Annotated in this window: 21 protein-coding genes; 13 read left to right on the top strand and 8 right to left on the bottom strand. The window is 67.7% G+C overall.

The annotated features are described in order from the left end of the window. Window positions 1–130 precede the first annotated feature (130 nt). Together coxB and FZ983_RS10090 are read right to left on the bottom strand one after the other, a co-directional pair. Entirely contained in the window at window positions 131–988 is an 858-nt protein-coding gene (gene coxB, locus FZ983_RS10095; protein WP_149223426.1) for a cytochrome c oxidase subunit II, read from the bottom strand. A 633-nt stretch (window positions 989–1,621) separates the two neighbouring features. After that, on the bottom strand, window positions 1,622–2,992 hold the full coding sequence (locus FZ983_RS10090; RefSeq protein ID WP_247883697.1) for a DUF3422 domain-containing protein: 1,371 nt from the start codon (window positions 2,990–2,992) through the stop codon (window positions 1,622–1,624). Window positions 2,993–3,222: 230 nt separating this feature from the next. On the opposite strand from FZ983_RS10090, the gene tldD reads away from it, so the two are divergent. From tldD to FZ983_RS10070, 4 genes are all read left to right on the top strand, one after another. Continuing rightward, window positions 3,223–4,656 carry a metalloprotease TldD gene (tldD, locus tag FZ983_RS10085; RefSeq protein ID WP_149223425.1) on the top strand — a complete coding sequence of 478 codons (1,434 nt, stop codon included), beginning with the start codon at window positions 3,223–3,225 and terminating at the stop codon, window positions 4,654–4,656. Between the two features lie 210 nt (window positions 4,657–4,866). Next, a complete protein-coding gene (locus tag FZ983_RS10080) occupies window positions 4,867–5,373 on the top strand; it encodes a polymorphic toxin type 46 domain-containing protein (RefSeq protein ID WP_247883696.1) in 507 nt (168 codons plus the stop codon). Window positions 5,374–5,462: 89 nt separating this feature from the next. Next, complete coding sequence (locus FZ983_RS10075; RefSeq protein ID WP_149223423.1) at window positions 5,463–5,750, top strand: immunity protein Tsi6 family protein; 288 nt, start codon at window positions 5,463–5,465, stop codon at window positions 5,748–5,750. Between the two features lie 106 nt (window positions 5,751–5,856). Then, the gene (locus FZ983_RS10070) at window positions 5,857–6,396 is read left to right on the top strand and encodes an ACT domain-containing protein (RefSeq protein WP_149223422.1); all 540 of its coding nucleotides are present in this window, start codon (window positions 5,857–5,859) and stop codon (window positions 6,394–6,396) included. A gap of 154 nt (window positions 6,397–6,550) precedes the next feature. Here FZ983_RS10070 and sugE read toward each other — a convergent pair whose 3' ends face one another. Beyond that, on the bottom strand, window positions 6,551–6,868 hold the full coding sequence (gene sugE / locus FZ983_RS10065; RefSeq protein ID WP_149223421.1) for a quaternary ammonium compound efflux SMR transporter SugE: 318 nt from the start codon (window positions 6,866–6,868) through the stop codon (window positions 6,551–6,553). A 253-nt stretch (window positions 6,869–7,121) separates the two neighbouring features. Between sugE and FZ983_RS10060 the strand changes: the two genes are divergently transcribed. The 3 genes from FZ983_RS10060 to FZ983_RS10050 all read left to right on the top strand — a co-directional run bounded on the left by FZ983_RS10060 (window position 7,122) and on the right by FZ983_RS10050 (window position 12,118). Next, window positions 7,122–7,445, top strand: a complete 324-nt coding sequence (locus tag FZ983_RS10060) for a succinate dehydrogenase assembly factor 2 (RefSeq protein ID WP_149223420.1) — start codon at window positions 7,122–7,124, stop codon at window positions 7,443–7,445. Window positions 7,446–7,521: 76 nt separating this feature from the next. Next, window positions 7,522–11,163 (top strand): transcription-repair coupling factor, encoded by a 3,642-nt coding sequence (mfd, locus tag FZ983_RS10055; protein WP_149223419.1) that lies wholly within the window; start codon window positions 7,522–7,524, stop codon window positions 11,161–11,163. Between the two features lies 1 nt (window position 11,164). Continuing rightward, window positions 11,165–12,118 (top strand): ACT domain-containing protein, encoded by a 954-nt coding sequence (locus FZ983_RS10050; protein ID WP_149223418.1) that lies wholly within the window; start codon window positions 11,165–11,167, stop codon window positions 12,116–12,118. Between the two features lie 142 nt (window positions 12,119–12,260). On the opposite strand, the gene FZ983_RS10045 is transcribed toward FZ983_RS10050, so the two are convergent. Together FZ983_RS10045 and FZ983_RS10040 are read right to left on the bottom strand one after the other, a co-directional pair. Next, on the bottom strand, window positions 12,261–12,458 hold the full coding sequence (locus FZ983_RS10045; RefSeq protein ID WP_149223417.1) for a hypothetical protein: 198 nt from the start codon (window positions 12,456–12,458) through the stop codon (window positions 12,261–12,263). Window positions 12,459–12,515: 57 nt separating this feature from the next. Then, a complete protein-coding gene (locus FZ983_RS10040; RefSeq protein WP_149223416.1) occupies window positions 12,516–12,926 on the bottom strand; it encodes an HIT family protein in 411 nt (136 codons plus the stop codon). 255 nt (window positions 12,927–13,181) lie between these two features. On the opposite strand from FZ983_RS10040, the gene FZ983_RS10035 reads away from it, so the two are divergent. Together FZ983_RS10035 and FZ983_RS10030 are read left to right on the top strand one after the other, a co-directional pair. Continuing rightward, window positions 13,182–15,794, top strand: coding sequence for a glycosyltransferase (locus FZ983_RS10035; RefSeq protein ID WP_149223415.1), 2,613 nt, complete (start codon window positions 13,182–13,184; stop codon window positions 15,792–15,794). A gap of 88 nt (window positions 15,795–15,882) precedes the next feature. Next, window positions 15,883–16,458: a hypothetical protein gene (locus FZ983_RS10030; protein ID WP_149223414.1), complete on the top strand. Its 576-nt coding sequence runs from the start codon at window positions 15,883–15,885 to the stop codon at window positions 16,456–16,458. Window positions 16,459–16,557: 99 nt separating this feature from the next. Here the strand turns inward: FZ983_RS10030 and FZ983_RS10025 are convergent, their stop codons facing one another. The 3 genes from FZ983_RS10025 to FZ983_RS10015 all read right to left on the bottom strand — a co-directional run bounded on the left by FZ983_RS10025 (window position 16,558) and on the right by FZ983_RS10015 (window position 18,320). Next, window positions 16,558–16,788, bottom strand: coding sequence for a zinc ribbon domain-containing protein (locus FZ983_RS10025; protein ID WP_149223413.1), 231 nt, complete (start codon window positions 16,786–16,788; stop codon window positions 16,558–16,560). Window positions 16,789–16,919: 131 nt separating this feature from the next. After that, the gene (locus tag FZ983_RS10020; RefSeq protein WP_149223412.1) at window positions 16,920–17,126 is read right to left on the bottom strand and encodes a heavy-metal-associated domain-containing protein; all 207 of its coding nucleotides are present in this window, start codon (window positions 17,124–17,126) and stop codon (window positions 16,920–16,922) included. A 27-nt stretch (window positions 17,127–17,153) separates the two neighbouring features. Beyond that, the gene (locus FZ983_RS10015; protein WP_247883695.1) at window positions 17,154–18,320 is read right to left on the bottom strand and encodes a divergent polysaccharide deacetylase family protein; all 1,167 of its coding nucleotides are present in this window, start codon (window positions 18,318–18,320) and stop codon (window positions 17,154–17,156) included. 136 nt (window positions 18,321–18,456) lie between these two features. On the opposite strand from FZ983_RS10015, the gene FZ983_RS10010 reads away from it, so the two are divergent. The 4 genes from FZ983_RS10010 to trpC all read left to right on the top strand — a co-directional run bounded on the left by FZ983_RS10010 (window position 18,457) and on the right by trpC (window position 21,467). Next, on the top strand, window positions 18,457–18,912 hold the full coding sequence (locus FZ983_RS10010; protein ID WP_149223411.1) for an STY0301 family protein: 456 nt from the start codon (window positions 18,457–18,459) through the stop codon (window positions 18,910–18,912). A gap of 112 nt (window positions 18,913–19,024) precedes the next feature. After that, entirely contained in the window at window positions 19,025–19,633 is a 609-nt protein-coding gene (locus FZ983_RS10005) for an aminodeoxychorismate/anthranilate synthase component II (RefSeq protein ID WP_149223410.1), read from the top strand. Next, on the top strand, window positions 19,630–20,664 hold the full coding sequence (gene trpD / locus FZ983_RS10000; RefSeq protein ID WP_149223409.1) for an anthranilate phosphoribosyltransferase: 1,035 nt from the start codon (window positions 19,630–19,632) through the stop codon (window positions 20,662–20,664). The genes FZ983_RS10005 and trpD overlap by 4 nt, the downstream gene beginning before the upstream one ends. Beyond that, window positions 20,664–21,467: an indole-3-glycerol phosphate synthase TrpC gene (gene trpC / locus FZ983_RS09995; RefSeq protein ID WP_149223408.1), complete on the top strand. Its 804-nt coding sequence runs from the start codon at window positions 20,664–20,666 to the stop codon at window positions 21,465–21,467. The genes trpD and trpC overlap by 1 nt, the downstream gene beginning before the upstream one ends. Window positions 21,468–21,470 lie beyond the last annotated feature (3 nt).

The following is a 21,470-nucleotide window of genomic DNA, read 5'->3' as shown; positions in this document are numbered from 1 at the left end:
TACCCTTCGTCGCTGTCCCTGGCCGCCGCGCCGTCCGTTTCTCTACGGACCGGCGGCGGCTGGGTATGTTCTTCTTATCGTGTCGTTCCTGTGCCGGGCTGTGCGAAGTCCGCGGGGCCGGCCGGCATCCTCATTCGACCAGCGTTCCGGTCGGACGCTCCGCCACGTCGCGGGCCGGGTCCTTGGGCGCGGAGGCCGACTTGGTCTTGGCGACCCAGGCGTCGAACGCCTCGCGGGACACCACCTCGACCGCGATCGGCATGTAGCCGTGGTTGGTGCCGCAGATTTCGGAGCACTGGCCGTAATAGACGCCTTCGCGTTCTGCCTTGAACCAGGTCTCGTTGATGCGGCCGGGAACGCCATCCTTCTTGACCCCGAAGGCCGGCATCGCCCAGGAATGGATCACGTCGCCCGCGGTCACCATCAGCCGGACGGTGGTGTTGACCGGCACGACGACCCGGTTGTCGACCTCCAGCAAACGGCGCTGGCCGGGCTTGATCTCCGATTCAGGGATCATGTAGCTGGAGAAGGCGATGTTGCCGTGGTCGGGATACTCATAGTCCCAGTACCACTGGCGGCCGGTGACCTTGACGGTCATCTCGGCCTCGGGAATGCGTTCCGCGGCATAGAGCAGCTTGAAGGACGGCACGGCGATCACGATCAGGATGATCACCGGCAGAACGGTCCAGGCGACCTCAAGCAGCGTATGATGCGAGGTCTTGGACGGAACCGGGTTCTTCTTCGCATCGAAGCGGACGATGCAATAGGCCATCAGCCCCGCGACGAAGATGACGATCAGCGTGATGATGATGGTCAGCAGGTCGTTGAACGAGGTCATCAGGTGCTTGACCGGGGAGGCGGAGGGCTGCATGCCCATCTCCCACGGCTTCGGCTCGTTCGCCAGGGCGGCACCCCACCCCATCATCGCCGGCCCGACCATCGACAGGACCGCCGCCAGGCCGGCGGTGTACAGGCTTTGCCTTCTCATCCCCAACCCCTTCTTAGCCGCGACGCTCGTCATGGCACGCGGTCGTCTCTTCCCGCCGACGCTCCCTCCGCCCTCTTGTCCGGTGGACCGCCATCCGTTCGTTCGGTCCATAGTTGGGCTTATCAGCGAACGCCAGTTTATGCAGGGATCACGCCATCTTAGCGCGACATATACCCGCATCCGGAGCTTATCCCCACGCCGCGCTGGGTTACAAGCCTTTCCTCTCTCCTACGGATTGCATAGACTTTTCCTCACATTCAGCTGCGCCATGGGTACAAAGGTTGAGCGCGCACAGGGGTCAAACCATGCGACATTCCGTCGCAGTCCGTTGGGATAGCGGATGTTTGTGGGAATGGGTGCAGGAAAGGATGTGAGGAGTCACGCGGATAGGCGCGCAGGATTGTTGCGGCGCCTGGGTGCGACTCAGGAACTAAGGATGGGTCAGCTGTGGGCTTCGGGCCAGATGCGCGAAGGTGATAGGCGCCAGCCCCCACCTATCCTCCCCCGCTGGGCGGGGGAGGGACTGCCGCTGAACGCCGACTAAGCTCCAATCCCTCCCCCGCCCAGCGGGGGAGGATAGGTGGGGGTCTAACTTGCCCCTTCAAAAACGAACCAATACCGCCAAAACGCCCCTCAATGCTCGCCGACCAGCACCTTGCGGATTCGCCGTACCCCCGACCAGACGAAGGCGATGACGATGGGGATCATCAACCCCACCAGCAGGTCCGGATCGACCTTCAGCCCGAAGCCCTTCAGCCCCTTCGCCGCATAGCCAACGATGCCGACGAGGTAATAGCTGATCGCCACCACCGACAGCCCTTCCACCGTCTCCTGCAGGCGCAGCTGCAGCTGGGCGCGGCGGTCCATCGACTGGAGAAGCTCGGCATTCTGCCCTTCCACCGCGATCTCCACGCGGGTGCGCAGCAATGTGCTGGCCCGCGCGACCCGCTGCGACAGCGACTCGAGCCGCTGCTCCACCGCCTCGCAGGTGCGGATGGCGGGGGTCAGGCGGCGATCCATGAACTCCTGGACGGTCTGCAGCCCCTCGATCCGGATCTCGCGCAGTTCCTCGATTCGCCGCTCCACCAACTCGTAATAGGCGCGGGCGGCGCCGAATCGGTAGGCGGTCTCGGCAGAGATCTGCTCGGTCTGTGCCGCCAGCAGGGTCAACCGGTCGAGCAGGTCACGCTCGTCCTGCAGGCCGCGCAGGCCGGCGATCCGGTTGGTGACCTCGGCCACGCCGGCTTCGATCGGACCGATGCGGGGCAGCACGCCGCGCGCCATCGGCAGCGCCAGCAAGGCCAGCACCCTGTAGGTCTCGATCTCGAGCAGGCGCTGCAACACCCGCCCGGTCTGGCGCGGCGTCATGGAATGGTCGGCGACCAGCATGCGGGAGAAGCCATCGCCATGGATGCGGAAATCGGTCCAGGCCGTGGCCGAGCGGCCGGCGATGCGCGAGCCGACATAGCTCTCCGATCCGAACATCGCAGCCATCATGGACGGCGACGGCTCCGGCGTGTCGGCGTCGAGCACGGCGACATGGATGCCGACCAGCAGTTCGCCCGGCAGACCCGCCAGCCAGTCGCGCGGCAGGGCGTGCAGCGCCGGCTCCAGGAAGGGGTCGACCAAGGCGCCCGCCGGCATGGCACTGGGGCGGAAGACGGTCCAGGTCGAGAATTCGGTATGCCGCTCCCATTTCAGATGAAAGCTGCCGAAGGACGCGCTGTGGTGGGTGGCGCCCTGCGGCGGCCGGACGACGCCGGCCCAGTCGCACAGCGCCTCCAGATGGCGGCGGTCGGCCTCGGTAGCCCCCTCCCCCGACAGCATCGCCAGCATCGTCGCGCGCACCGGCGCCGCCACGGATTCCGGCGGACGGGCATGAACCTCGTTGGTCAGGACCTGACGCAGCGGGTGGTCGCGCAAGGGGCGCGGGCCGACCATGGCGCCGGCCGCGCCATCGCGATTGAGCGTGTCCATGGTCGCCCGCACCGCGTTCTCGGTCATGAAGCCCCCCTCTCCTGTCCGGCACCCGGCACGGCATCGCCAAACCTTGCCGGATGGCCCGCGCGTCGCCACACTATAGTCTGTCCGTTAGAACACATCGTAGGGCGCGGCGCGACAACGCCCGCTATGACACTGTGTCCTACCATGGAACAAGGCCGGCGGAACGAGGCCGGCACAAGCCATCAGGCCGGGCAGACCGGGTTCCGCCCCATCACAGGTTCGGAGTTTTCATGAGCGCGCTTGCCGTCACCGACGATCTCTTCTTCAACCGCGCCGGCATGGACCGCGCCCGCGTGGAAGGCGTCGTGCAGGACGCCCTGCACAGTGCCGACGATGGGGAGCTTTACCTCGAATACGCCCAGAGCGAATCGCTGGGCTGGGACGACGGGAAGCTGAAGTCCGCCAGCTTCGACACGACCCAGGGCTTCGGCCTGCGCTCCATCGCCGGCGAGGCGACCGGCTATGCCCATGCCAGCAACCTGTCGGAAGAGGCGATCCGCCGCGCAGCCGCCACCGTGCGCGCCGTGCAGGCCGGCCACACCGGCACGCTGGCGGAGCCGCCGGCCGGCACCAACCGCGCGCTCTACATCCCCGACAATCCTCTTCACCTCGTCCCCTTCGAGGAAAAGGTGAAGCTGCTGGCGGACATCGACGCCTATGCCCGTGCCAAGGACGAACGGGTGCGGCAGGTCAGCTGCTCGATCAGCGGCGAATGGCAGGCGGTGCAGATCATGCGCGCCGACGGCGTGCGCGTCGCCGACCTGCGCCCGCTGGTGCGCCTGAACGTCTCCGTCGTGGTGGCCGAGGGCGATCGGATGGAGACCGGCGGTTACGGCGGCGGCGGCCGCGTCACCTACGAACACTACATCCAGCCGGAAACCTGGCGCGGCTTCGTCGACGAGGCCCTGCGGCAGGCGCTGGTCAACCTCTCCTCCGTCCCCGCCCCGGCCGGCGAGATGACCGTCGTGCTCGGCAGCGGCTGGCCCGGCATCCTGCTGCACGAGGCCATCGGCCACGGGCTGGAGGGCGACTTCAACCGCAAGAAGACCTCCGCCTTCTCCGGGCTGCTGGGCCAGCGCATCGCCGCCCCCGGCGTCACCATCGTCGATGACGGCACCATCGAGAACTCGCGCGGTTCCATCAGCGTCGACGACGAGGGCACGCCCGGCCAGTGCACCACGCTGATCGAGGACGGCATCCTGGTCGGCTTCATGCAGGACCGCATGAACGCCCGCCTGATGGGCATGCGCCCGACCGGCAACGGCAGGCGCCAGAGCTTCGCCTACAACCCGATGCCGCGCATGACCAACACGGTGATGCGCAACGGCAACCACACGCCGGACGAGATCATCGCCTCGGTCAAGAAGGGCATCTACGCCAAGAACTTCGGCGGCGGTCAGGTGGACATCACCAACGGCAAGTTCGTCTTCTCGGCCAGCGAGGCCTACCTGATCGAGGATGGCAAGCTGGGGCCCGCCGTAAAGGGCGCCACCCTGATCGGCAACGGCCCGGACAGCCTGACCAAGGTGTCGATGATCGGCAACGACAGCCGCCTCGACCCCGGCGTCGGCACCTGCGGCAAGGACGGCCAGGGCGTGCCGGTCGGCGTCGGCCAGCCGACGCTGAAGCTGGAAGGGCTGACGGTCGGCGGCACCGCCGCCTGACGGCGCACCACGTTACACGGTATGCAATGAGGGAGCCGGACCATGCCATGGTCCGGCCCCTTTCGCATTCGGGGCTTGGACCGGTCGATTGCATGGGTACCGTTGTTCCGGAGTTTTTCAATTATCCGGATTGGACGGCAACCGATGCGCTCTTTTTCCAACATTGCCCGGCAGGCGACACTCGCGATTTCCCTGACCGTGGGCTTGACCTTGGCTGCCGCGCTCCCGGGGCAGGCCCAGACCGCCCCGACGGCGGAGCAGGTGGCCACCGCCAAGGCCACGGGGTCCAGCGCCGACCAGCTGAATGCCCGTGTGGTGGTGGCGAGCTATTTCTACGCATCGACCGATCTCACCTCGGCCCGCTATGCCGACGACTCCAAGGGGATCGATTTTTCCAAGCCGCTGCAGGTGATCGACATCCCGGCCGGCATCACCTGGTTCCAGTATGTCCGCACCGGGTACGACACCGTCCGATTCGGGAACTTCTTCTCTCCCGTCGTCACCGCAACGCCCGATTGCCTGGGCATTTCCGGCACCGGACGGGCGGAGTACAAGGCGGTGCTGCCGTCCGGCCAAGGCTTGCAATCGGTCGCGGCCCCGATCGCCGACTGCTGGACCACCCCCGGCATCTGCGTGCAGACCAAGGGCGGCTGCGCTCAGGTGGTGGTGCCGAACAGCGTCAAGGCCGGCGTGACCAGCGGCGGCCTCGCCCAGTAGCACCGCGACGTTCCCCTCCGATTCCCTGTTCTCCGGCTGGCGGCGGGCGATCAGACTGGCCGCCGTCGCCGTCCACAGGAGAGCCCGCCATGACCGACATCACCACCACCGACGAGCTGCGCCGTCGCATCGCACGCGCCTCCGCCGGAGTTGCGGCACTGGTTGGACGGGAGCCGGACAACAGTTGGCTGGCCAGCATCCAGCGCCAGCTCGACTATGTGGACGGCGCGGCACGGGATGGCGCCAAGCGGCTGGAGCGTGCCGACGACCTGAATTTCGGCCTGCTCGCCTCCCACTATGTCGACGACGTAGACCCGGCGCTGGCGGCGGAGCTTCACGCCATCAGCGCCGCCACCCGCCGCCTGTTCGGCAGCTGAACGCGATTTTGTGCTGGCGTTCCCGGCACCCCGCTTCGATGATCGCGCATCCGGACGGCACGGCCGAACCCGTGCCCGCGAAGAAAACCGACACGGGAGATGTGCGATGGCGACGGAATCGACTGCCGGACTTGCCTTGGTTTCCACCTTCTGCCCCGACCGGGTCGGGCTGGTTTCCGGCATCACCAGCCACCTGTTCGAACAGGGCATCAACCTGCGCGACGCCACCTTCGCCTCGCTCGGCACCGGTGCCGAGTTCTCCGCCGTCTGCGAGCTGCCCGCCGGTTTGACGGTGGCGGAGGTTCAGGCCAGCCTGTCGTCCCTGCCCGTCCTGTCCGGCGCCGAAGTGAAGGTCACGCCCTTCGCCTTCGATCCCCAGCCGGGGCCACAGGCCATGGTCACCCACCGCGTCGAAGTGTCGGGCGGCGACCAGCCGGGCCTCGTGGCGCGCCTGTCGGAGATCTTCACCCAGTTCGACGCCAACATCGTGCGGCTGGACGCGCAGACCCTGCCCGACCGCGCGGGCGAGCGCTATGTCCTGCGCTTCTCGGTCTCGATTCCGGCGGAGCGGGCGGAGGTCTGCCTGTCGGCGGTGGCGAATACCGCGGAGACGCTTGGGCTGAATTGCCGGACGGAGGGGGTTTGAGGGGGATTTGGTCCAAGTACCCCCTCCCCATCCCTCCCCCGCTACGCGGGAGAGGGGGTAGGACGCTTGTTAAGGTAGTTTATAATCGCAGAGCGGCGGAGTTCCCTCTCCCGCGTGAGCGGGAGAGGGTTAGGGTGGGGCCACCGGCGACCACTCACCCATGCAGAACCTTCAGCCCGACGATCCCGCCGACGATCGCCGCGATGCACAGCAGCCGCAACGCCCCGGCGGGTTCGCCGAACAGCATCATGCCCAGCACCGCGGTGCCGACCGTGCCGATCCCCGTCCAGACCGCATAAGCCGTGCCCAACGGCAGCGTCTTCAACGCAGCCCCCAGCAGCAGAATGCTTGCCAGCATCGCCGCGGCGGTCAGCACGCTCGGCACAAGACGGGTGAAGCCTTCGGTGTATTTCAGGCCGACGGCCCAACCGATTTCGAACAAGCCGGCGAAGAAAAGCGTGACCCACGCCATGACGGTACCTCCGTCTTGGAATGGCGGGGTCGTCCCCACCCGGTAACCCTCATTCATTGGCGAGGTCGTCCCCGCGGGCCAGTGGGCAGATAGGACATCCGCCTCCCTTGGTCAAGATGGAGGCGGTCAAGATGGCGGCGGTCAAGGCAGGCGGCCGAGGTTGCATCGCGGCGTCCGCCCGTGCAGGATGGGGTTCCTGAATGGTTCCCCCTTCGCCGCTGGTGGTGCTGGGGGTTTTCGACGTTGGACAGCAATGACCGAGAACGGCACCCCCCCGGCTTCCCAGACGCCGGCTCCCGAGAAGGCCGAATCGCTTGAGAACCGGCGCAAGCGGCTGCGCTTCCGCTCCTGGCATCGCGGCACGCGCGAGATGGATCTGCTGATGGGCAGCTTCGCCGACGCCCATGTCGGCGACTTCGACCATGCCATGCTCGACCGATTCGAAGCGCTGCTGGAGCTTGGCGATCCCGACCTCTACGACTGGATGTCGGGACGGGAGCCGGTGCCGGCCGAACATGACAGCGACGTGATGCGCCTGTTGACGGCGTTCCGTTACACACCACGTCAAGGCTCCTGACGGAGCCGGTCAAGGCTCCTGACGGAACCGGTCAAGGCTCTCTCGAAAGCACTTCCCTTCTCCGAGGCATCCTCCTTTGGTCAGTTACGATCTCCAGCCCGGCCGCGCCGGCCGTCTCCTGATCGGCGGCGCGCCCGAGGGTCATGACGCCCGCATCCTGGCGGAGCTTGCGCAGAAGGCCGGGGCCTACGGCCTGCTGCATGTGGCGCTGGACGACACGCGCTGCGCATTGCTGGCGGAGGCACTGGCCTTCTTCGCGCCGAAGCTGGAGGTGCTGACCTTCCCGGCCTGGGACTGCCTGCCCTACGACCGCGTATCGCCGAACGGCGGCATCGTCGCCCGCCGCATCGACACGCTGACCCGGCTGATCGCACGGCGCGAGGCGGCGGCCAACCGCGACGGGCTGGCCCCGTTGATCGTGCTGACCACCGTCAATGCCGTGGTGCAGAAGGTGCCGCCGCGCAGCGCCTTCAAGAACGCGGTGTTCTCGGCCAAGCTTCGCGACCGGATCGACCTGGAGAAGCTTCAGCGCTACCTTGCCGGCAACGGCTACACCCGCGCCCAGACCGTGCGGGAGCCCGGCGAGTTCGCGGTGCGCGGCGGCATCGTCGACCTGTTCCCGCCCGGCACGGAGGAGCCGCTGCGCCTCGACCTGTTCGGCGACGAGCTGGAGGGGGTGCGCGCCTTCGATCCCATGACCCAGCGCACCACCGACAAGCGCGACAGCGTTGAGCTGAAGCCGATGTCGGAGGTTTTCCTGGACGAGGCCGGGATCGCCCGTTTCCGCTCCGGCTACCGCGAGTTGTTCGGCGCGGTGACCGACGACGATCCGCTCTATGAGGCGATCTCAGCCGGGCGGTCCTATGGCGGGATGGAGCACTGGCTGCCGCTGTTCCACGAGAGCATGGACACGGTGCTGGATTACCTGCCGCGTGGCATCGTCAGCCTGGACCACCAGGCGAACGAGTCGCGCGACGCCCGCATCGCGCAGGTGGTCGATTTCCACGCCTCGCGCGATTCGATGATGACCATCGAGAAGCGGACAGGGTCGCCGGTCTACAAGCCGGTGCCGGTCGCCTCGATGTTCATCGACGCCACCGGCTGGGACGCGCTGATGGCCGAGCGCGCGGTGGCGCAGCTGCAGATCTTTTCCACGCCCCCCGGCATCAAGGGGACGGTTGATGCCGGCGGCAAGCGCGGCCACGACTTCGCGGAGGAGCGCAACCGCCCCGACGTGAACGTCTTCGACGCGGTGAAGGACCATATCCGGGCGCTCCGCGCCGACGGGCGCCGGGTGCTGATCGCCGGCTATTCCGCCGGGTCGCGCGACCGCCTGTCCAACGTGCTGGCCGACCACGGCATTCCGGGGCTGGAGCCGGCGGAGAGCATCGAGGATGTCCGCCGTTTCGACCGCGGCATCATCGGCACCATCGTGCTGGGGATGGAGCATGGCTTCACCTCCGCCGACCTCGCCGTCATCACCGAACAGGACATACTGGGCGACCGTCTGGTCCGCCCGGCCAAGAAGAAGCGCAAGGCCGCCAACTTCATCGCCGAGCATTCGGCCCTGCATGAAGGCGACATCGTCGTCCATATGGACCACGGTATCGGCCGCTACGACGGGCTGGAGACGCTGGAGATCACCGGCGCCCCGCACGACTGCCTGCGCCTGATCTATGAGGGCGGCGACAAGCTCTACGTCCCGGTCGAGAACATCGAGGTGCTGTCCCGCTACGGCTCGGAGGACGCAAATGTCCAGCTCGACAAGCTGGGTGGCGCCGGCTGGCAGGGCCGCAAGGCGCGGGTCAAGAAGCGCCTGAAGGACATGGCGGAAGCCCTGCTGAAGATCGCGGCCGAGCGGATGCTGAAGAAGGCCGATCCGGTACTGACGCCGGAAGGCGTCTATCAGGAATTCGCCGCCCGCTTCCCCTATCCCGAGACCGACGACCAGTTGAAGGCGATCGAGGACATCTTCACCGACCTCGGCAGCGGCCGTCCGATGGACCGCCTGGTCTGCGGCGACGTCGGCTTCGGCAAGACCGAGGTGGCCCTGCGCGCCGCCTTCATGGTGGCGATGAGCGGCAAGCAGGTCGCCGTCGTCGTGCCCACCACCCTGCTGGCCCGCCAGCATTTCAAGACCTTCTCCACCCGGTTCAATGGACTGCCGGTGCGTGTCGTCCAGCTGTCGCGCATGGTCACCGCCCGCGAACAGACGCTGGTGAAGAAGGAGTTGGCGGAGGGCACCGCCGACATCGTCGTCGGCACCCATGCCCTGCTGGCGAAGGGCTTGGACTTCAAGCGTCTCGGCATGGTCATCGTCGACGAGGAGCAGCATTTCGGCGTGAAGCAGAAGGAGCGGCTGAAGGAGCTGCGCGCCGACATCCACGTCCTGACGCTGACCGCCACGCCGATCCCGCGCACCCTGCAAATGGCGCTGTCCGGCGTGCGCGAGCTGTCGCTGATCGCCACCCCGCCGGTGGACCGTCTGGCGGTGCGCACCTTCGTGCTGCCCTACGACCCGGTGGTGATCCGCGAGGCGATCCTGCGCGAGCATTACCGCGGCGGCCAGAGCTTCTACGTCTGCCCGCGCGTGGAGGATCTGGCGAAGGTCGCCGAGCGGGTGCGCGAACTGGTGCCGGAGGTCAAGATCGTCACCGCCCATGGCCAGATGGCGGCCAGTGAGTTGGAAGACGTGATGACCGCCTTCGACGAGGGCAAGTTCGAGGTTCTGCTCGCCACCAACATCATCGAGAGCGGCCTGGACATCCCCAACGCCAACACGCTGATCGTCCACCGCGCCGACCTGTTCGGGCTGGCCCAGCTCTACCAGATCCGCGGCCGCGTCGGCCGGTCGAAGAAGCGCGGCTACGCCTATCTGACCTATGCCCCCAACAAGCCGCTGAGCAGCACCGCCCAGCAGCGCCTGCACGTCATCGAGACGCTGGACAGCCTGGGTGCCGGCTTCCAACTTGCCAGCCACGACATGGACATCCGCGGCGCCGGCAATCTGCTGGGCGAGGAGCAGTCGGGTCAGGTGCGCGAGGTCGGTGTCGAGCTTTACCAACAGATGCTGGAGGAGGCCGTCGCCAACGCCCGCGCCGCGATGCAGGAGGGGGCGGTCGCCGCCGCCGCGGCGCAGGAATGGGTGCCGCAGATCAACCTCGGCACGCCGGTGCTGATCCCGGAAAGCTACGTCCCCGACCTGACGGTGCGCCTGTCGCTCTACCGCCGCATCGCCGATCTGGTCGACCGGGCGGAGGTGGACGGCTTCGCCGCCGAACTGATCGACCGCTTCGGCAAGCTGCCGGAGGAGGTGGAGAATCTGTTGGACGTCGTCACCATCAAGCGCTGGTGCAAACAGGCCAACATCGACCGGGTCGATGCCGGGCCGAAGGGGCTGGTCCTCGCCTTCCACGACAATTTCTATGCCGAGCCGGCCAAGCTTCTGACCTACATTGCCCAGCATCTGACGCTGATGAAGCTGCGGCCGGACCATAAGCTGGTCTACAGCCGCGAATGGGCCGATCCGCAGGCCCGCGTGCGCAGCGTTCAAAAGCTGGTGAAGGATCTGGCGGAAATGGCGTCGGGCGGCGGCGTGCCGCGCGGCGAAACTCCGCCGCCGCCCCCTCCCCCGCCGCCGCCGAAGCCGACCGGCGCCAAGGTAGCGTCGCGCTTCGGCACGCCGTCCCGCTTCGGCCGTCCGACCGGGCGGCGCTGAGATGGACGATCTGAGCCGCAATGCGTCGCTCGCCCGCCGGCTGGCGCGCGGCGATCGGCGGACGGTGGGCGACGCCCCCTCCGTCGCCGACGAGGTTTCGGCCGACCGCGGCAAGCTGGCGGAACTGGTCGGCTGCCTGTTCGATCAGGATGCGAGCGTGCGTATGCGCGCCGCCGACGCGCTGGAGCGGGTGTCGCGCGGCAACCCCGGCTGGCTCGATCCATATGTCGACCATCTGCTGACCGACGCCGTCGCCATTGAGCAGGCGGAGGTGCGCTGGCACATCGCCCAGATCGTGCCGCGCCTGACCATGGACGACGAACAGCGCCACCGCGCCGCCGTCCTGCTGGCGGACTGGTTCGAGAACAGCCCGAGCCGCATCGTCCAGACCAGCGCGCTGCAGGCCGTGGTCGATCTGGCCGAATCGGATCCTGACCTGCGCGCCACCTCCGCCGAGATGCTCGGCCGCGCGATGCGCTCCGGCGTGCCGTCGCTGGCCGCCCGCGCCCGGCGCATCCTGAAGCCTTTCGAGGTGGACGAGGCGACGCTGACAGCGGCCTTGGTGCGGGAGCAGTCCGGCCTGACCCTGTCCGTGCTGCCCGATCGTCTGGCGGTGGCGCAGTTGCCGCCCGGCAGCGGCCTGCCCGACTGGCTGGACTGGACCGACCCGCTGGTCGGCGCCACCCGCACCGGCGAGGAACTGTCAATCCTCTGCCGGGAGGAGCGCGTTCCCGAGGGGGTGAAGGCCGAACGCGGCTGGCGCGCCTTCCGGGTGGAGGGGGTGGTGGATTTCTCCCTGTTCGGCATCCTGGCCCGCATCGCGGTTCCGCTGGCCCAGGCCCATGTGCCGATCTTCGCGATTTCCACCTACAACACCGATTACGTGCTGGTCCGCGCCGACGACCTCGACAAGGCGGCGGACGTGCTGGCGCTGAGCTGCACGGTGAAGCGGTAGCGCGTCGACGCAGCTTGCCCCCTCCCCATCCCTCCCCCACCTTCAGTGGGAGAGGGGGCCGGACGCTTGCAGGAGAAATGCGAAGGAATGGCGGCAGTCCCCTCTCCCGCGAAGCGGGGGAGGGTTAGGGAGGGGGCAAGAGTTAGACCCCGCCGCCTTCCCGCTGGCTCTGTTCGATGATCTCTTCGCGCTCGCCCATCTCCTCCCATTTCTTCTGAACGGGCTTGTCGGGATCGCCCGACGCCTTGCCGGTCTTGTCGACCAGCTTGTCCTCGATTCGCTGGGCGGCGTCCGAAGGTGCGTCGGAGGTCACGGATTTGGAGCGGTCTTGGTCGGTCATGGCGGCAGTCTCCCAAGAAATTGGCTGACCACACAAACACTCCAGCCCCGGCAAAGTTCACGCGCCCGCGCGCAGGGCTTCCGCCAGCCGCTCCACCAGCGCTTCCGCCTCCGTTGGCTCGTAGGGCCGGGCATGGCCGGAACCCCAGACCGGACCCGGCCAGGCAGGGTCGCCGCGCTCGCGGCCGATCACATGGACGTGCAGCTGCGGCACCATGTTGCCCAGCGCCCCGACATTCATCTTGTCCGGCGCGAACAGCCGCTCCACCACGCGCGACGCGAGCGCGATCTCGCGCATCAGGGCCGTCTGGTCCGCCTCGTCAAGCCGGTGGATCTCGACCGCGTTCTCGCGCATCGGCACCAGGACCAGCCACGGCCACAGGGCGTTGTTCATCAGCAACACCCGGCAAAGCCCAAGATCGGTCACATGACGGGTGTCGGCCTGTAGCCGTTCGTTAAGGGAAAACATGCTTCACTCCTTCCTGGCGTTCGGCAGAGGCATCGCCCGGGAATAAACCGGACGCTGCTCTGTTATAGCCGGCAGTGGCGGGGCAACCGCGAAGCTTGTATAGAAGGCCGTGCGCGCCGGCCATATGGCGCTGCGGCATTCGTTGGACGATGTTTTGAGTTCGGTCCGGGTCATGGTCGGGGCGGCAACAGTCGCCTTGCGCCATTTTCCGGGCCGTATCCATGTTTTCTGGTGCGGCGAGCGGGAACGACCCACATGCGCAAATCAGCCTTCGCGGTTCTGCTTCTGGTGATCCTCGGCAACGTCGCCCTCTGGGCGCTGTGGAACCGCCCGGTGGACGAACGGTCCTGGGCCGGCGCCATCACCGGCGTCGCCTATACCCCGTTCCACGCCGACAAGAGCCCGTCGAAGGGCGACAAGGCGACCGCAGAGGACATCGAAAAGGACATGGCCGCGCTGCAAGGCGCCGTGAAGGCCGTCCGCACCTATTCCACCACCGACGGTTCCGAAATGGTGGCGGCCATCGCCGCCAAGCATGGGCTGCCGGTCACCGCCGGCGCCTGGACCGCCGGCAAGCCCGAGATCGACGAGCCCGAACTGGCCGGCCTGATCAAGCTGGCCCGCGCCAACAGCAACGTGCGCCGCGTGCTGGTCGGCAACGAGGCGATCCTGCGCGCCGATCTGACCGTTCCGCAGGCCATCGAGTACGTCAAGCGCGTGAAGAAGAAGGTCAACGTTCCGGTTTCCATCGCCGAGCCGTGGCATGTCTGGCTGAAGAACCCGGAACTGGCCGAAGCGGTGGACTTCCTCGCCGTCCACCTGCTGCCCTATTGGGAGGGCGTTCCGGTCGACCAGTCGGTCGATTACGCCATGTTCCGCTACAACGAGTTGAAGCAGAAGTTTCCCAACAAGCACATCCTGATCGGTGAGATCGGCTGGCCGGCCGACGGCCCGTGGCGCCGGGGCGCCGAAGCCAGCCAGGTCAATCAGGCCAAGTTCATCCGCAACTTCCTGAACGTCGCCGCGCAGAACAAGCTCGACTACTTCATCATGGAGGCCTTCGACCAGCCCTGGAAACGGGAGATCGAGGGCACGGCGGGCACCAGCTGGGGCCTTTGGGACTACCAGCGCAACCCGAAATTCCCGATGATCGGCGGAGTGCAGGAGATCCGCAACTGGGAGGTCAAATGCGCCACCGCGGTCGCGCTGGGCTTCCTGCCGCTGGTGTTCTTCCTGTGGCGCCGCAGCGACCTGAAGATCGGCGGACAGATCTTCTACGGCGCGCTGATCCAGGCGGTGGCTTCCGTCCTGGTCTTCACCGTCAGCGCCGCGTCGGCCGCCGGCCTCGCGCTCACCACCGAAATCGCCTGGGGCCTATTGATCTTCTGCCAGTTGGTGCTGTTCGCGGTCATGCTGATCGACGGCATGGAGCTGACGGAGGTCGTCTGGCAGCACAAGTTCAAGCGCAAATTCGTCCCCTGCTCGGCCGCTCCGCTGCCCAACGCGGCGAAGGTGTCGATCCATGTGCCCTGCTACAACGAACCGCCGCACATGGTCATGGAGACGCTGGACGCGCTGGCCCGGCTGGACTACCCGAACTACGAAGTCCTGCTGCTCGACAACAACACCAAGGATCCGGCGGTCTGGCGCCCGATCGAGGAATATTGCAAGAAGCTGGGGCCGAAGTTCCGCTTCTTCCACCTCGACAACTGGCCGGGCTTCAAGGCCGGCGCGCTGAATTTCGGTCTGGCGCAGACGGCGCCCGATGCCGAGCATATCGCCGTCATCGACAGCGACTATCAGGTCCATCCCGACTGGCTGAAGGCGACCATCCCGCACTTCAACCGTCCGGAAGTCGGCTTCGTCCAGTCGCCGCAGGACTATCGCGAGTGGGAACACGACCTGTTCCAGCGCATGACCAACTGGGAATATGCCGGCTTCTTCCACATCGGCATGATCCAGCGGAACGAGCGCAACGCGATCATCCAGCATGGCACCATGACCATCATCCGCAAGTCGGCCCTGGAAAAGGTCGGCCGCTGGGGCGAGTGGTGCATCACCGAGGACGCCGACCTCGGCTTGCGCCTCTTCGAGCATGGCTATGAGGCCGTCTACATGCCGGAGAGCTACGGCAAGGGCCTGGTTCCCGACAGCTTCTCCGCCTACAAGACGCAGCGTTTCCGCTGGGCCTATGGCGCCGTGCAGATCCTGAAGCACCATTGGCGGCAGCTGTCGCCGGGCGCCAAGGAGCTGACCGCCGGCCAGAAATACCACTTCATCACCGGCTGGCTGCCCTGGTTCGCCGATGCCGCCCACATGATCTTCGGCATCGCCGGCATCCTGTGGTCGATCGGCCTGATGGCCTTCCCGAAATATTTCGAGTTCCCGCCCAACGTCTTCATGATCCCGACCCTCAGCGTCTTCGCCTTCAAGGTTGGAGCCTCGCTCTGGCTCTACGAGGCGCGGGTGAAGTGCGGCTTCTGGGACAAGGTCGGCGCGGCGGTGGCCGGCATGGCCCTGACCCATACGGTCGGCCGCGCCATGTGGCTGGGCATCTTCACCTCCGGCCGTCCCTTCGTCCGCACGCCCAAGTGCGAGAACCAGCCGGCACTGATGCAGGCCTTCCTGATGGCGCGTGAGGAACTGGTGCTGCTGGTGTCCTTGTGGGGTGCGGCATTGGCCATCGTCATGGTCTTCGGCCACGAGAACCGCGACGCCTTCATGTGGTCGGGCCTGCTGGTGGTGCAGTCGCTGCCCTATCTGGCGGCCTTCATCACCGCGCTGATCAACGTCTTCCCCACCATCGGCTTCGGCAAAAGCAAGCCGGGCGCCGCCGACGACGCGGTCGGCGCCGGGGTGGGCGATTGACGCAAAAATGCCGGCGCTTTCACGTTGACGAAAGCGCCGGCTCTGCCAGACTCGATCGCCAGGGGATCCATGTCCCGGGAGGCGGCTCATGTCCGGCAATCTCACATCCGGCCGCGGCATCGGTCCGCCGGAGTTCAGCGTCCGCACCACCGCGGGCGTCGAGCGGAGCGGCAGCGCCACCGACCGCAACAGCCGCCGCAACTCCCGCCAGGAACGGCACGACCGCGAGCAGGAACGGCGTGACCATAACCCGCCCAATCCGCAACGGCGGCGCCTGTACGACCTTCTGTTCGATGAGGTCGATCAGTTCGACGGGCTGGACGAGCGTCAGCGGGCGCGGCTGAAAGACAATCTGCGCAGTCATCTGTCCCGGCGCGCCCCGCCGGCGCCGGCGACACCGCCGCCAGTCCATCATGATGAAGAGGCGCTGGCCGAAGCGTTGCTGAAGGACCCGGCCGCCCCGCTTCCCGTCGATCCCGAGCATATCGTCGAAGCCGTCACCACCGCCGCACCGGAACTGGACGCGGAAACCGCCCGGCTGGCCGAACAACTGCGCGACTGCCTGTCCCGCAACACCGATCGTGCGCGAAAGGTGGCCGTTTACCTGCACCTGCTGCTGACGCTGGAGGGGGCGTTCCGACCGCATATGGTGGTGGATGTGTGAGGGCTTGCTTTGGGGGAATGTCGGCTTCGATGCCCCGACCCAACCTCCCCGCTCTCAGCGTGCCTGCAATGTTGGGGAGGGGTCATTGCACTCCCACCCTTACCCCTTCGGTCGTTCCGCCCGCGCGTAGTTGCTGAAGTGTCCTTCCTTCGCCGCCATCCGGCGGGCCGACTGGACGATGGCGCCGGACTTTCCCTCCGGCGCCACGTTCGACAGCTGGCGGCTCAGGTCGGCGCTGCCGCAGGACGGACAGGCCGGCGTTTCTCCGGAGCGCACCAGGGTCTCGAAGCCATGGTCGCAGGCTTTGCAGCGGTAGGAATAGAGGGGCATCGGGACCTCCCGGCACGAATCGCGTCGGCCCGAGTATCCCGCAATATCCACAATCTGAAAACGGTTTTGTTGCGCCGCACCAGACAGGGCGCACTAGACAGGGCGCACCCGATATGGGCGCCGGGTCGGCGTCAGGCCGCGGCACCGCCGAAATCGAAGCCCGCGGCTTCCACCGCCTGCCGCACCACCTCCGCCGGGATGCCGCCGTCCACCATCACGGTGCCGGTCGCGAGATCGACGGTCACGGCGGCATCGGGCGCCGCCTTGGTGATCGCGTTGGACACGGAGCGGGCGCAGCCGCCGCAGGTCATCCCATCCACCTTGTATGCATCGGCCATCGTCACGGGGCTCCCCTTACGGTCGGGTCAGCCGCCGGCATGGTGCGTCCGCACCACCGCGCTGACCGGGACAAGAACGAAGCCACGCTTTTGCACCTCCGGCAACCAGGACGCCAGAGCGTCGATTGTCGCATCATGCGGGTGGCCGATGGCGACGGCATAACCCTGCCGCTTCGCCACCTGTTCCGTCTTAGCCAGTTGGGCCTTCACCGCCGCCACCGTTTCCTCGTTGTCGAGGAAGATGTCGCGGCCGACCCAGGGCATCTTCATCTCCCTCGCCAGCCCGATGCCTGCGCTGTTGGGCGTGGTCCGGCTGTCCAGCCACAGCAGGCCGCGGCGATGCAGTTCATCCAGCACAGGCGCCAACGCGGCCCGGTCGGCGGTGAACCGGCTTCCCATATGATTGTTGACCCCGACATAGCCATCGAAGCTGTCCAGTGCCGCACGCGCCCGCTTCACGATCTCCCCCCGGTCGAGCGAGACCAGCAGGGCATTCGGTCCCGGATCGGCTTTCACGCTGGGTTCCATCGGCATGTGCAACATCAGTTCGTGCCCGTTGGCCCGCGCCGCCCTGGCCTGGACCTGCAGGTCGCGGGCATAGGGCAGCCAGGACAAGGTCAGCGGTCCGCGCAGCCCCGCCATCCGGGTCGAGCGCTTCCGGTCCAGCCCCATGTCGTCGATGACGATGGCGATGATCGGCTTTCCCTGGGGCACCTCCGCCGGCAGGGCGTTCTTGCGCCACAGCGCGGCGTTGCCCGATGGGGCCTGCACCGGCGGCTGGGCGGGCGGAGCGGGCGGCGGCAGCATCGCCACCGTCGTGGCCGGGGGTCGGGACTCGGCCTGCGCCGGCTTCTCCACCGCCGCTTGGCCCGTGCCTTCCGTGCTCGCCTGCGCGGTTGGCTGCGAGGTTGCGGCAGGCGGCTCCAATTTTGCCGGCGGCACGGGCGGCGGCTGCACCGCCTGCTGCCCGCCGGCCTGCGGTCCACCCTGCTGCTGCGCAGCCTGCTGGACCGGCGCCGGCTTGCCGGCCTCGCCGCCGGACCCTCCACCCGTCAGTGTCGCCACTCCCATCGCCAAGGCGAACACCGCGGCGACGGCCGCCAGCGCCAGGACGAAGGGATTGGACAGGAAGGGGGGAAGCGGAGATTTGCGGGCTTTCGAAGGCGCCTTGCGGGCCATGGTGACGACGTCCATCCTGCGACCGGGGCGCCGCACAGTGGCACCCTGCCGCCGTGACCGCAATCGCCCAATCGGTGCAACTCGCCACTGTCACGCCTCCGTCCCGTCCGGCAGAGCCCATCCGCAAGAATCCGCCCGAAGAGTCCGCCAGATGCGTCCCATCTTTGTCATCGCCGCCCTGCTTCCGACCGCCGCCGCGATACCGGCTATGGCCGCCGACGGGCTGCAATGCCCGGCCAGTCTGACGGTCCAGGCCCAGCCCGACGCCCCCGGCGGCTGGTCGCCATACCCCGGCCGCGACAGCCACAGCTTCGCCGGCATCTCCATCATTGAGGGCGACCGCGCCAGTCAGATGACCTCGGCCGCCCCCGCCACGCTCGCCCCCGACCGCGAGCAGCGGCGCGGGCGCAGCATCGTCCAGGTCTGGGAATTCTCCGGCTCGCGCCGCGAGACCGTTTTCCTGGTCTGCCGCTACCGCAACACCCAGGCGACGCTCGCCGCCGACCTGCCGCGCCAGATCCGCCGCTGCACCCTGACACTGGAAACCGACATCCGCGGAACCGTGCTGGACGATCCGAAGACCCTGCCGCTACTCGACTGCCGCTGATGCCGCAGAGTACTGCGCGGAGGCTGGAAATCCGCCCCCTCAGCGGCTAGGGTGTCCGTCGTTGGAACAGGGGCGGAACGGCCCCGACGATCCGGGCGAAGGTGGAAGGCGCATGCTGCTGCTCATCGACAACTACGACAGCTTTACCTACAACCTCGTCCATTATCTGGGCGAGCTTGGCGCCGACGTGCAGGTCCGCCGCAACGACGCCCTGACGGTGGACGAGGCGATTGGTCTGCGCCCCGACGGCATCGTGCTGTCCCCCGGCCCCTGCGATCCCGACCGCGCCGGCATCTGCCTTCCGCTGATCGACGCCGCCGCCAAGGCCCGCCTGCCGCTGATGGGCGTCTGCCTGGGCCACCAGTCCATCGGTCAGGCTTTCGGCGGACGGGTGATCCGCGCGCCGGTTCCCATGCACGGCAAGGTGGACAACATCCTGCACGAGGGCCGCGGCGTGCTCGCCGGCCTGCCCAGCCCGTTCCGCGCCACCCGCTACCACTCGCTGATCGTCGAGCGCGACACGCTGCCCGCCTGCCTGGAGGTGACCGGCGAGACCGCCGATGGCCTCATCATGGCACTGGCCCACCGCGAGCTTCCGATCCACGGCGTGCAGTTCCACCCCGAAAGCATTGAGAGCGAGCACGGCCACAAGATCCTGCAGAACTTCCTGGACCTGACCCGTCCCCGCCCGGAAACCGCTGCCCTGGAGAGCGCGGCATGAGCGGCGACCTGTCCGATATGAAGGCCATCCTGGGCAAGGTCGCCACCGGCGCCGCCCTGACCGAGGCCGAGGCCGGCTTCGCCTTCGACATCATCATGTCCGGCAATGCCACCCCGTCGCAGATGGGCGGCTTCCTGATGGCGCTGCGCGTGCGCGGCGAGACGGTGGACGAGATCACCGGCGCCGCCCGCGTCATGCGCGCCAAGGCGATCCCGGTCGATGCGCCTCCCGGCACCATCGACACCTGCGGCACTGGCGGCGACGGGGCCGGCACATACAACATCTCCACCGCCGCGGCGCTGGTGGTGTCGTCCTGCGGCGTGCCGGTGGCCAAGCACGGAAACCGCGCCATCTCGTCGAAATCCGGTGCCGCCGACGTGCTGGGCTCGCTCGGCGTCAACCTCGATTGCGACTTCGCGCTGGTGCGCAAGGCGCTGTGGGATGCCGGCATCGCCTTCCTGATGGCGCCGCGCCACCACCTTGCCATGCGCAACGTCGGCCCGACCCGCGTCGAGCTCGGCACCCGCACCGTCTTCAACCTGCTGGGTCCGCTCGCCAACCCGGCGACCGCCCGGCGGCAGGTGCTGGGCGTCTTCTCCAGACAGTGGGTGGAGCCGCTGGCCCATGTGCTGAAGCGGCTCGGCTCGGAAACGGCCTGGGTCGTCCACGGCTCCGACGGGCTCGACGAGATCACCACCACCGGCCCCACCACCGTCGCTCAGTTGAAGGACGGCGAGGTGACGGTGTTCGAGGTGACGCCGGAAGATGCCGGCCTGCCGCGCGCCCGGATCGAGGACCTGAAGGGCGGCGACGCCCAGGTCAACGCCGACGCCATCCACGCCCTGTTCGACGGGGTGCGCAGCCCCTACCGCGACATCGTGCTGCTGAACGCCGCCGCCGCCCTGTTGGTGGCCGGCAAGGCCGCGACGCTGAAAGAAGGTGTGGCGACGGCCGCCGACGCCATCGACAGCGGCGGCGCCCGCGACCGCCTGCGCCGGCTGGTCGCCATCACCAACGAGACGGTGGCCTGATGAGCGACGTTCTGACCCGCATCAACGACGACAAGCGCGCGCTGGTCGCCTCCCGCAAGGCCGTCCGCCCCTTGTCGGAGGTGGAGGCCGCCGCCAAGGCCGCCAACGAGACCAATCCGCCGCGCGGCTTCATCCGGGCTCTCAGCGCCGCGGTGGAGGCCGGGCGCTACGGCCTGATCGCCGAGATCAAGAAGGCCAGCCCGTCCAAGGGCCTGATCCGCGCCGATTTCGATCCGCCAGCCCTTGCCCGCGCCTACCGCGACGGCGGTGCGAGCTGCCTGTCGGTCCTGACCGACGAGCCCTATTTCCAAGGCAAGGACGAGTATCTCGTCGCCGCCCGCGCCGCTGTCGATTTGCCGGTGCTGCGCAAGGACTTCATGGTCGATCCCTATCAGATCGTGGAGGCCCGCGCGCTGGGCGCCGACTGCATCCTCATCATCATGGCCTCGCTGTCCGACGCCCAGGCGGCGGAGATCGAGGACGCCGCCCTTGCCCAGGGGCTGGACGTGCTGGTCGAGGTGCATGACCGCGCCGAACTGGACCGCGCGCTGCTGCTGCGGACGCCGCTGCTGGGCATCAACAACCGCAACCTCAAGACGTTGGCTGTGGACATCGCGACGACCGAGGAACTTGCGGCCAACGTGCCGGCCGACCGCATGCTGGTCGCGGAGAGCGGGCTCTACAGCCCGGCCGATCTGGCCCGCATGGCGAAGGTCGGGGCGCGCTGCTTCCTGGTCGGCGAATCGCTGATGCGGCAGGCGGACGTGACCGCCGCCACCCGCGCACTGCTGGCTCCGGTCTAGCCC

This window comes from Azospirillum sp. B21 (assembly GCF_008364825.1).
In the GTDB taxonomy this organism is placed as follows: Bacteria; Pseudomonadota; Alphaproteobacteria; order Azospirillales; family Azospirillaceae; genus Azospirillum.
This window is presented reverse-complemented; position numbering and strand designations above follow the sequence as displayed.

Excerpts from the sequence above, each read along its gene's own strand:
- FZ983_RS10010 (WP_149223411.1), top strand. The coding sequence starts at position 18,457 with ATGCGTCCCATCTTTGTCATCGCCGCCCTGCTTCCGACCGCCGCCGCG.
- FZ983_RS10025 (WP_149223413.1), bottom strand. The coding sequence starts at position 16,788 with ATGCCCCTCTATTCCTACCGCTGCAAAGCCTGCGACCATGGCTTCGAG.
- sugE (WP_149223421.1), bottom strand. The coding sequence starts at position 6,868 with ATGGCGTGGGTCACGCTTTTCTTCGCCGGCTTGTTCGAAATCGGTTGG.
- trpC (WP_149223408.1), top strand. The coding sequence starts at position 20,664 with ATGAGCGACGTTCTGACCCGCATCAACGACGACAAGCGCGCGCTGGTC.
- FZ983_RS10030 (WP_149223414.1), top strand. The coding sequence starts at position 15,883 with ATGTCCGGCAATCTCACATCCGGCCGCGGCATCGGTCCGCCGGAGTTC.
- FZ983_RS10090 (WP_247883697.1), bottom strand. The coding sequence starts at position 2,992 with ATGACCGAGAACGCGGTGCGGGCGACCATGGACACGCTCAATCGCGAT.
- FZ983_RS10040 (WP_149223416.1), bottom strand. The coding sequence starts at position 12,926 with ATGTTTTCCCTTAACGAACGGCTACAGGCCGACACCCGTCATGTGACC.
- FZ983_RS10020 (WP_149223412.1), bottom strand. The coding sequence starts at position 17,126 with ATGGCCGATGCATACAAGGTGGATGGGATGACCTGCGGCGGCTGCGCC.
- FZ983_RS10035 (WP_149223415.1), top strand. The coding sequence starts at position 13,182 with ATGCGCAAATCAGCCTTCGCGGTTCTGCTTCTGGTGATCCTCGGCAAC.
- FZ983_RS10075 (WP_149223423.1), top strand. The coding sequence starts at position 5,463 with ATGACCGACATCACCACCACCGACGAGCTGCGCCGTCGCATCGCACGC.
- FZ983_RS10070 (WP_149223422.1), top strand. The coding sequence starts at position 5,857 with ATGGCGACGGAATCGACTGCCGGACTTGCCTTGGTTTCCACCTTCTGC.
- trpD (WP_149223409.1), top strand. The coding sequence starts at position 19,630 with ATGAGCGGCGACCTGTCCGATATGAAGGCCATCCTGGGCAAGGTCGCC.
- FZ983_RS10050 (WP_149223418.1), top strand. The coding sequence starts at position 11,165 with ATGGACGATCTGAGCCGCAATGCGTCGCTCGCCCGCCGGCTGGCGCGC.
- coxB (WP_149223426.1), bottom strand. The coding sequence starts at position 988 with ATGAGAAGGCAAAGCCTGTACACCGCCGGCCTGGCGGCGGTCCTGTCG.
- FZ983_RS10045 (WP_149223417.1), bottom strand. The coding sequence starts at position 12,458 with ATGACCGACCAAGACCGCTCCAAATCCGTGACCTCCGACGCACCTTCG.
- FZ983_RS10015 (WP_247883695.1), bottom strand. The coding sequence starts at position 18,320 with ATGGACGTCGTCACCATGGCCCGCAAGGCGCCTTCGAAAGCCCGCAAA.
- FZ983_RS10060 (WP_149223420.1), top strand. The coding sequence starts at position 7,122 with ATGACCGAGAACGGCACCCCCCCGGCTTCCCAGACGCCGGCTCCCGAG.
- FZ983_RS10005 (WP_149223410.1), top strand. The coding sequence starts at position 19,025 with ATGCTGCTGCTCATCGACAACTACGACAGCTTTACCTACAACCTCGTC.
- tldD (WP_149223425.1), top strand. The coding sequence starts at position 3,223 with ATGAGCGCGCTTGCCGTCACCGACGATCTCTTCTTCAACCGCGCCGGC.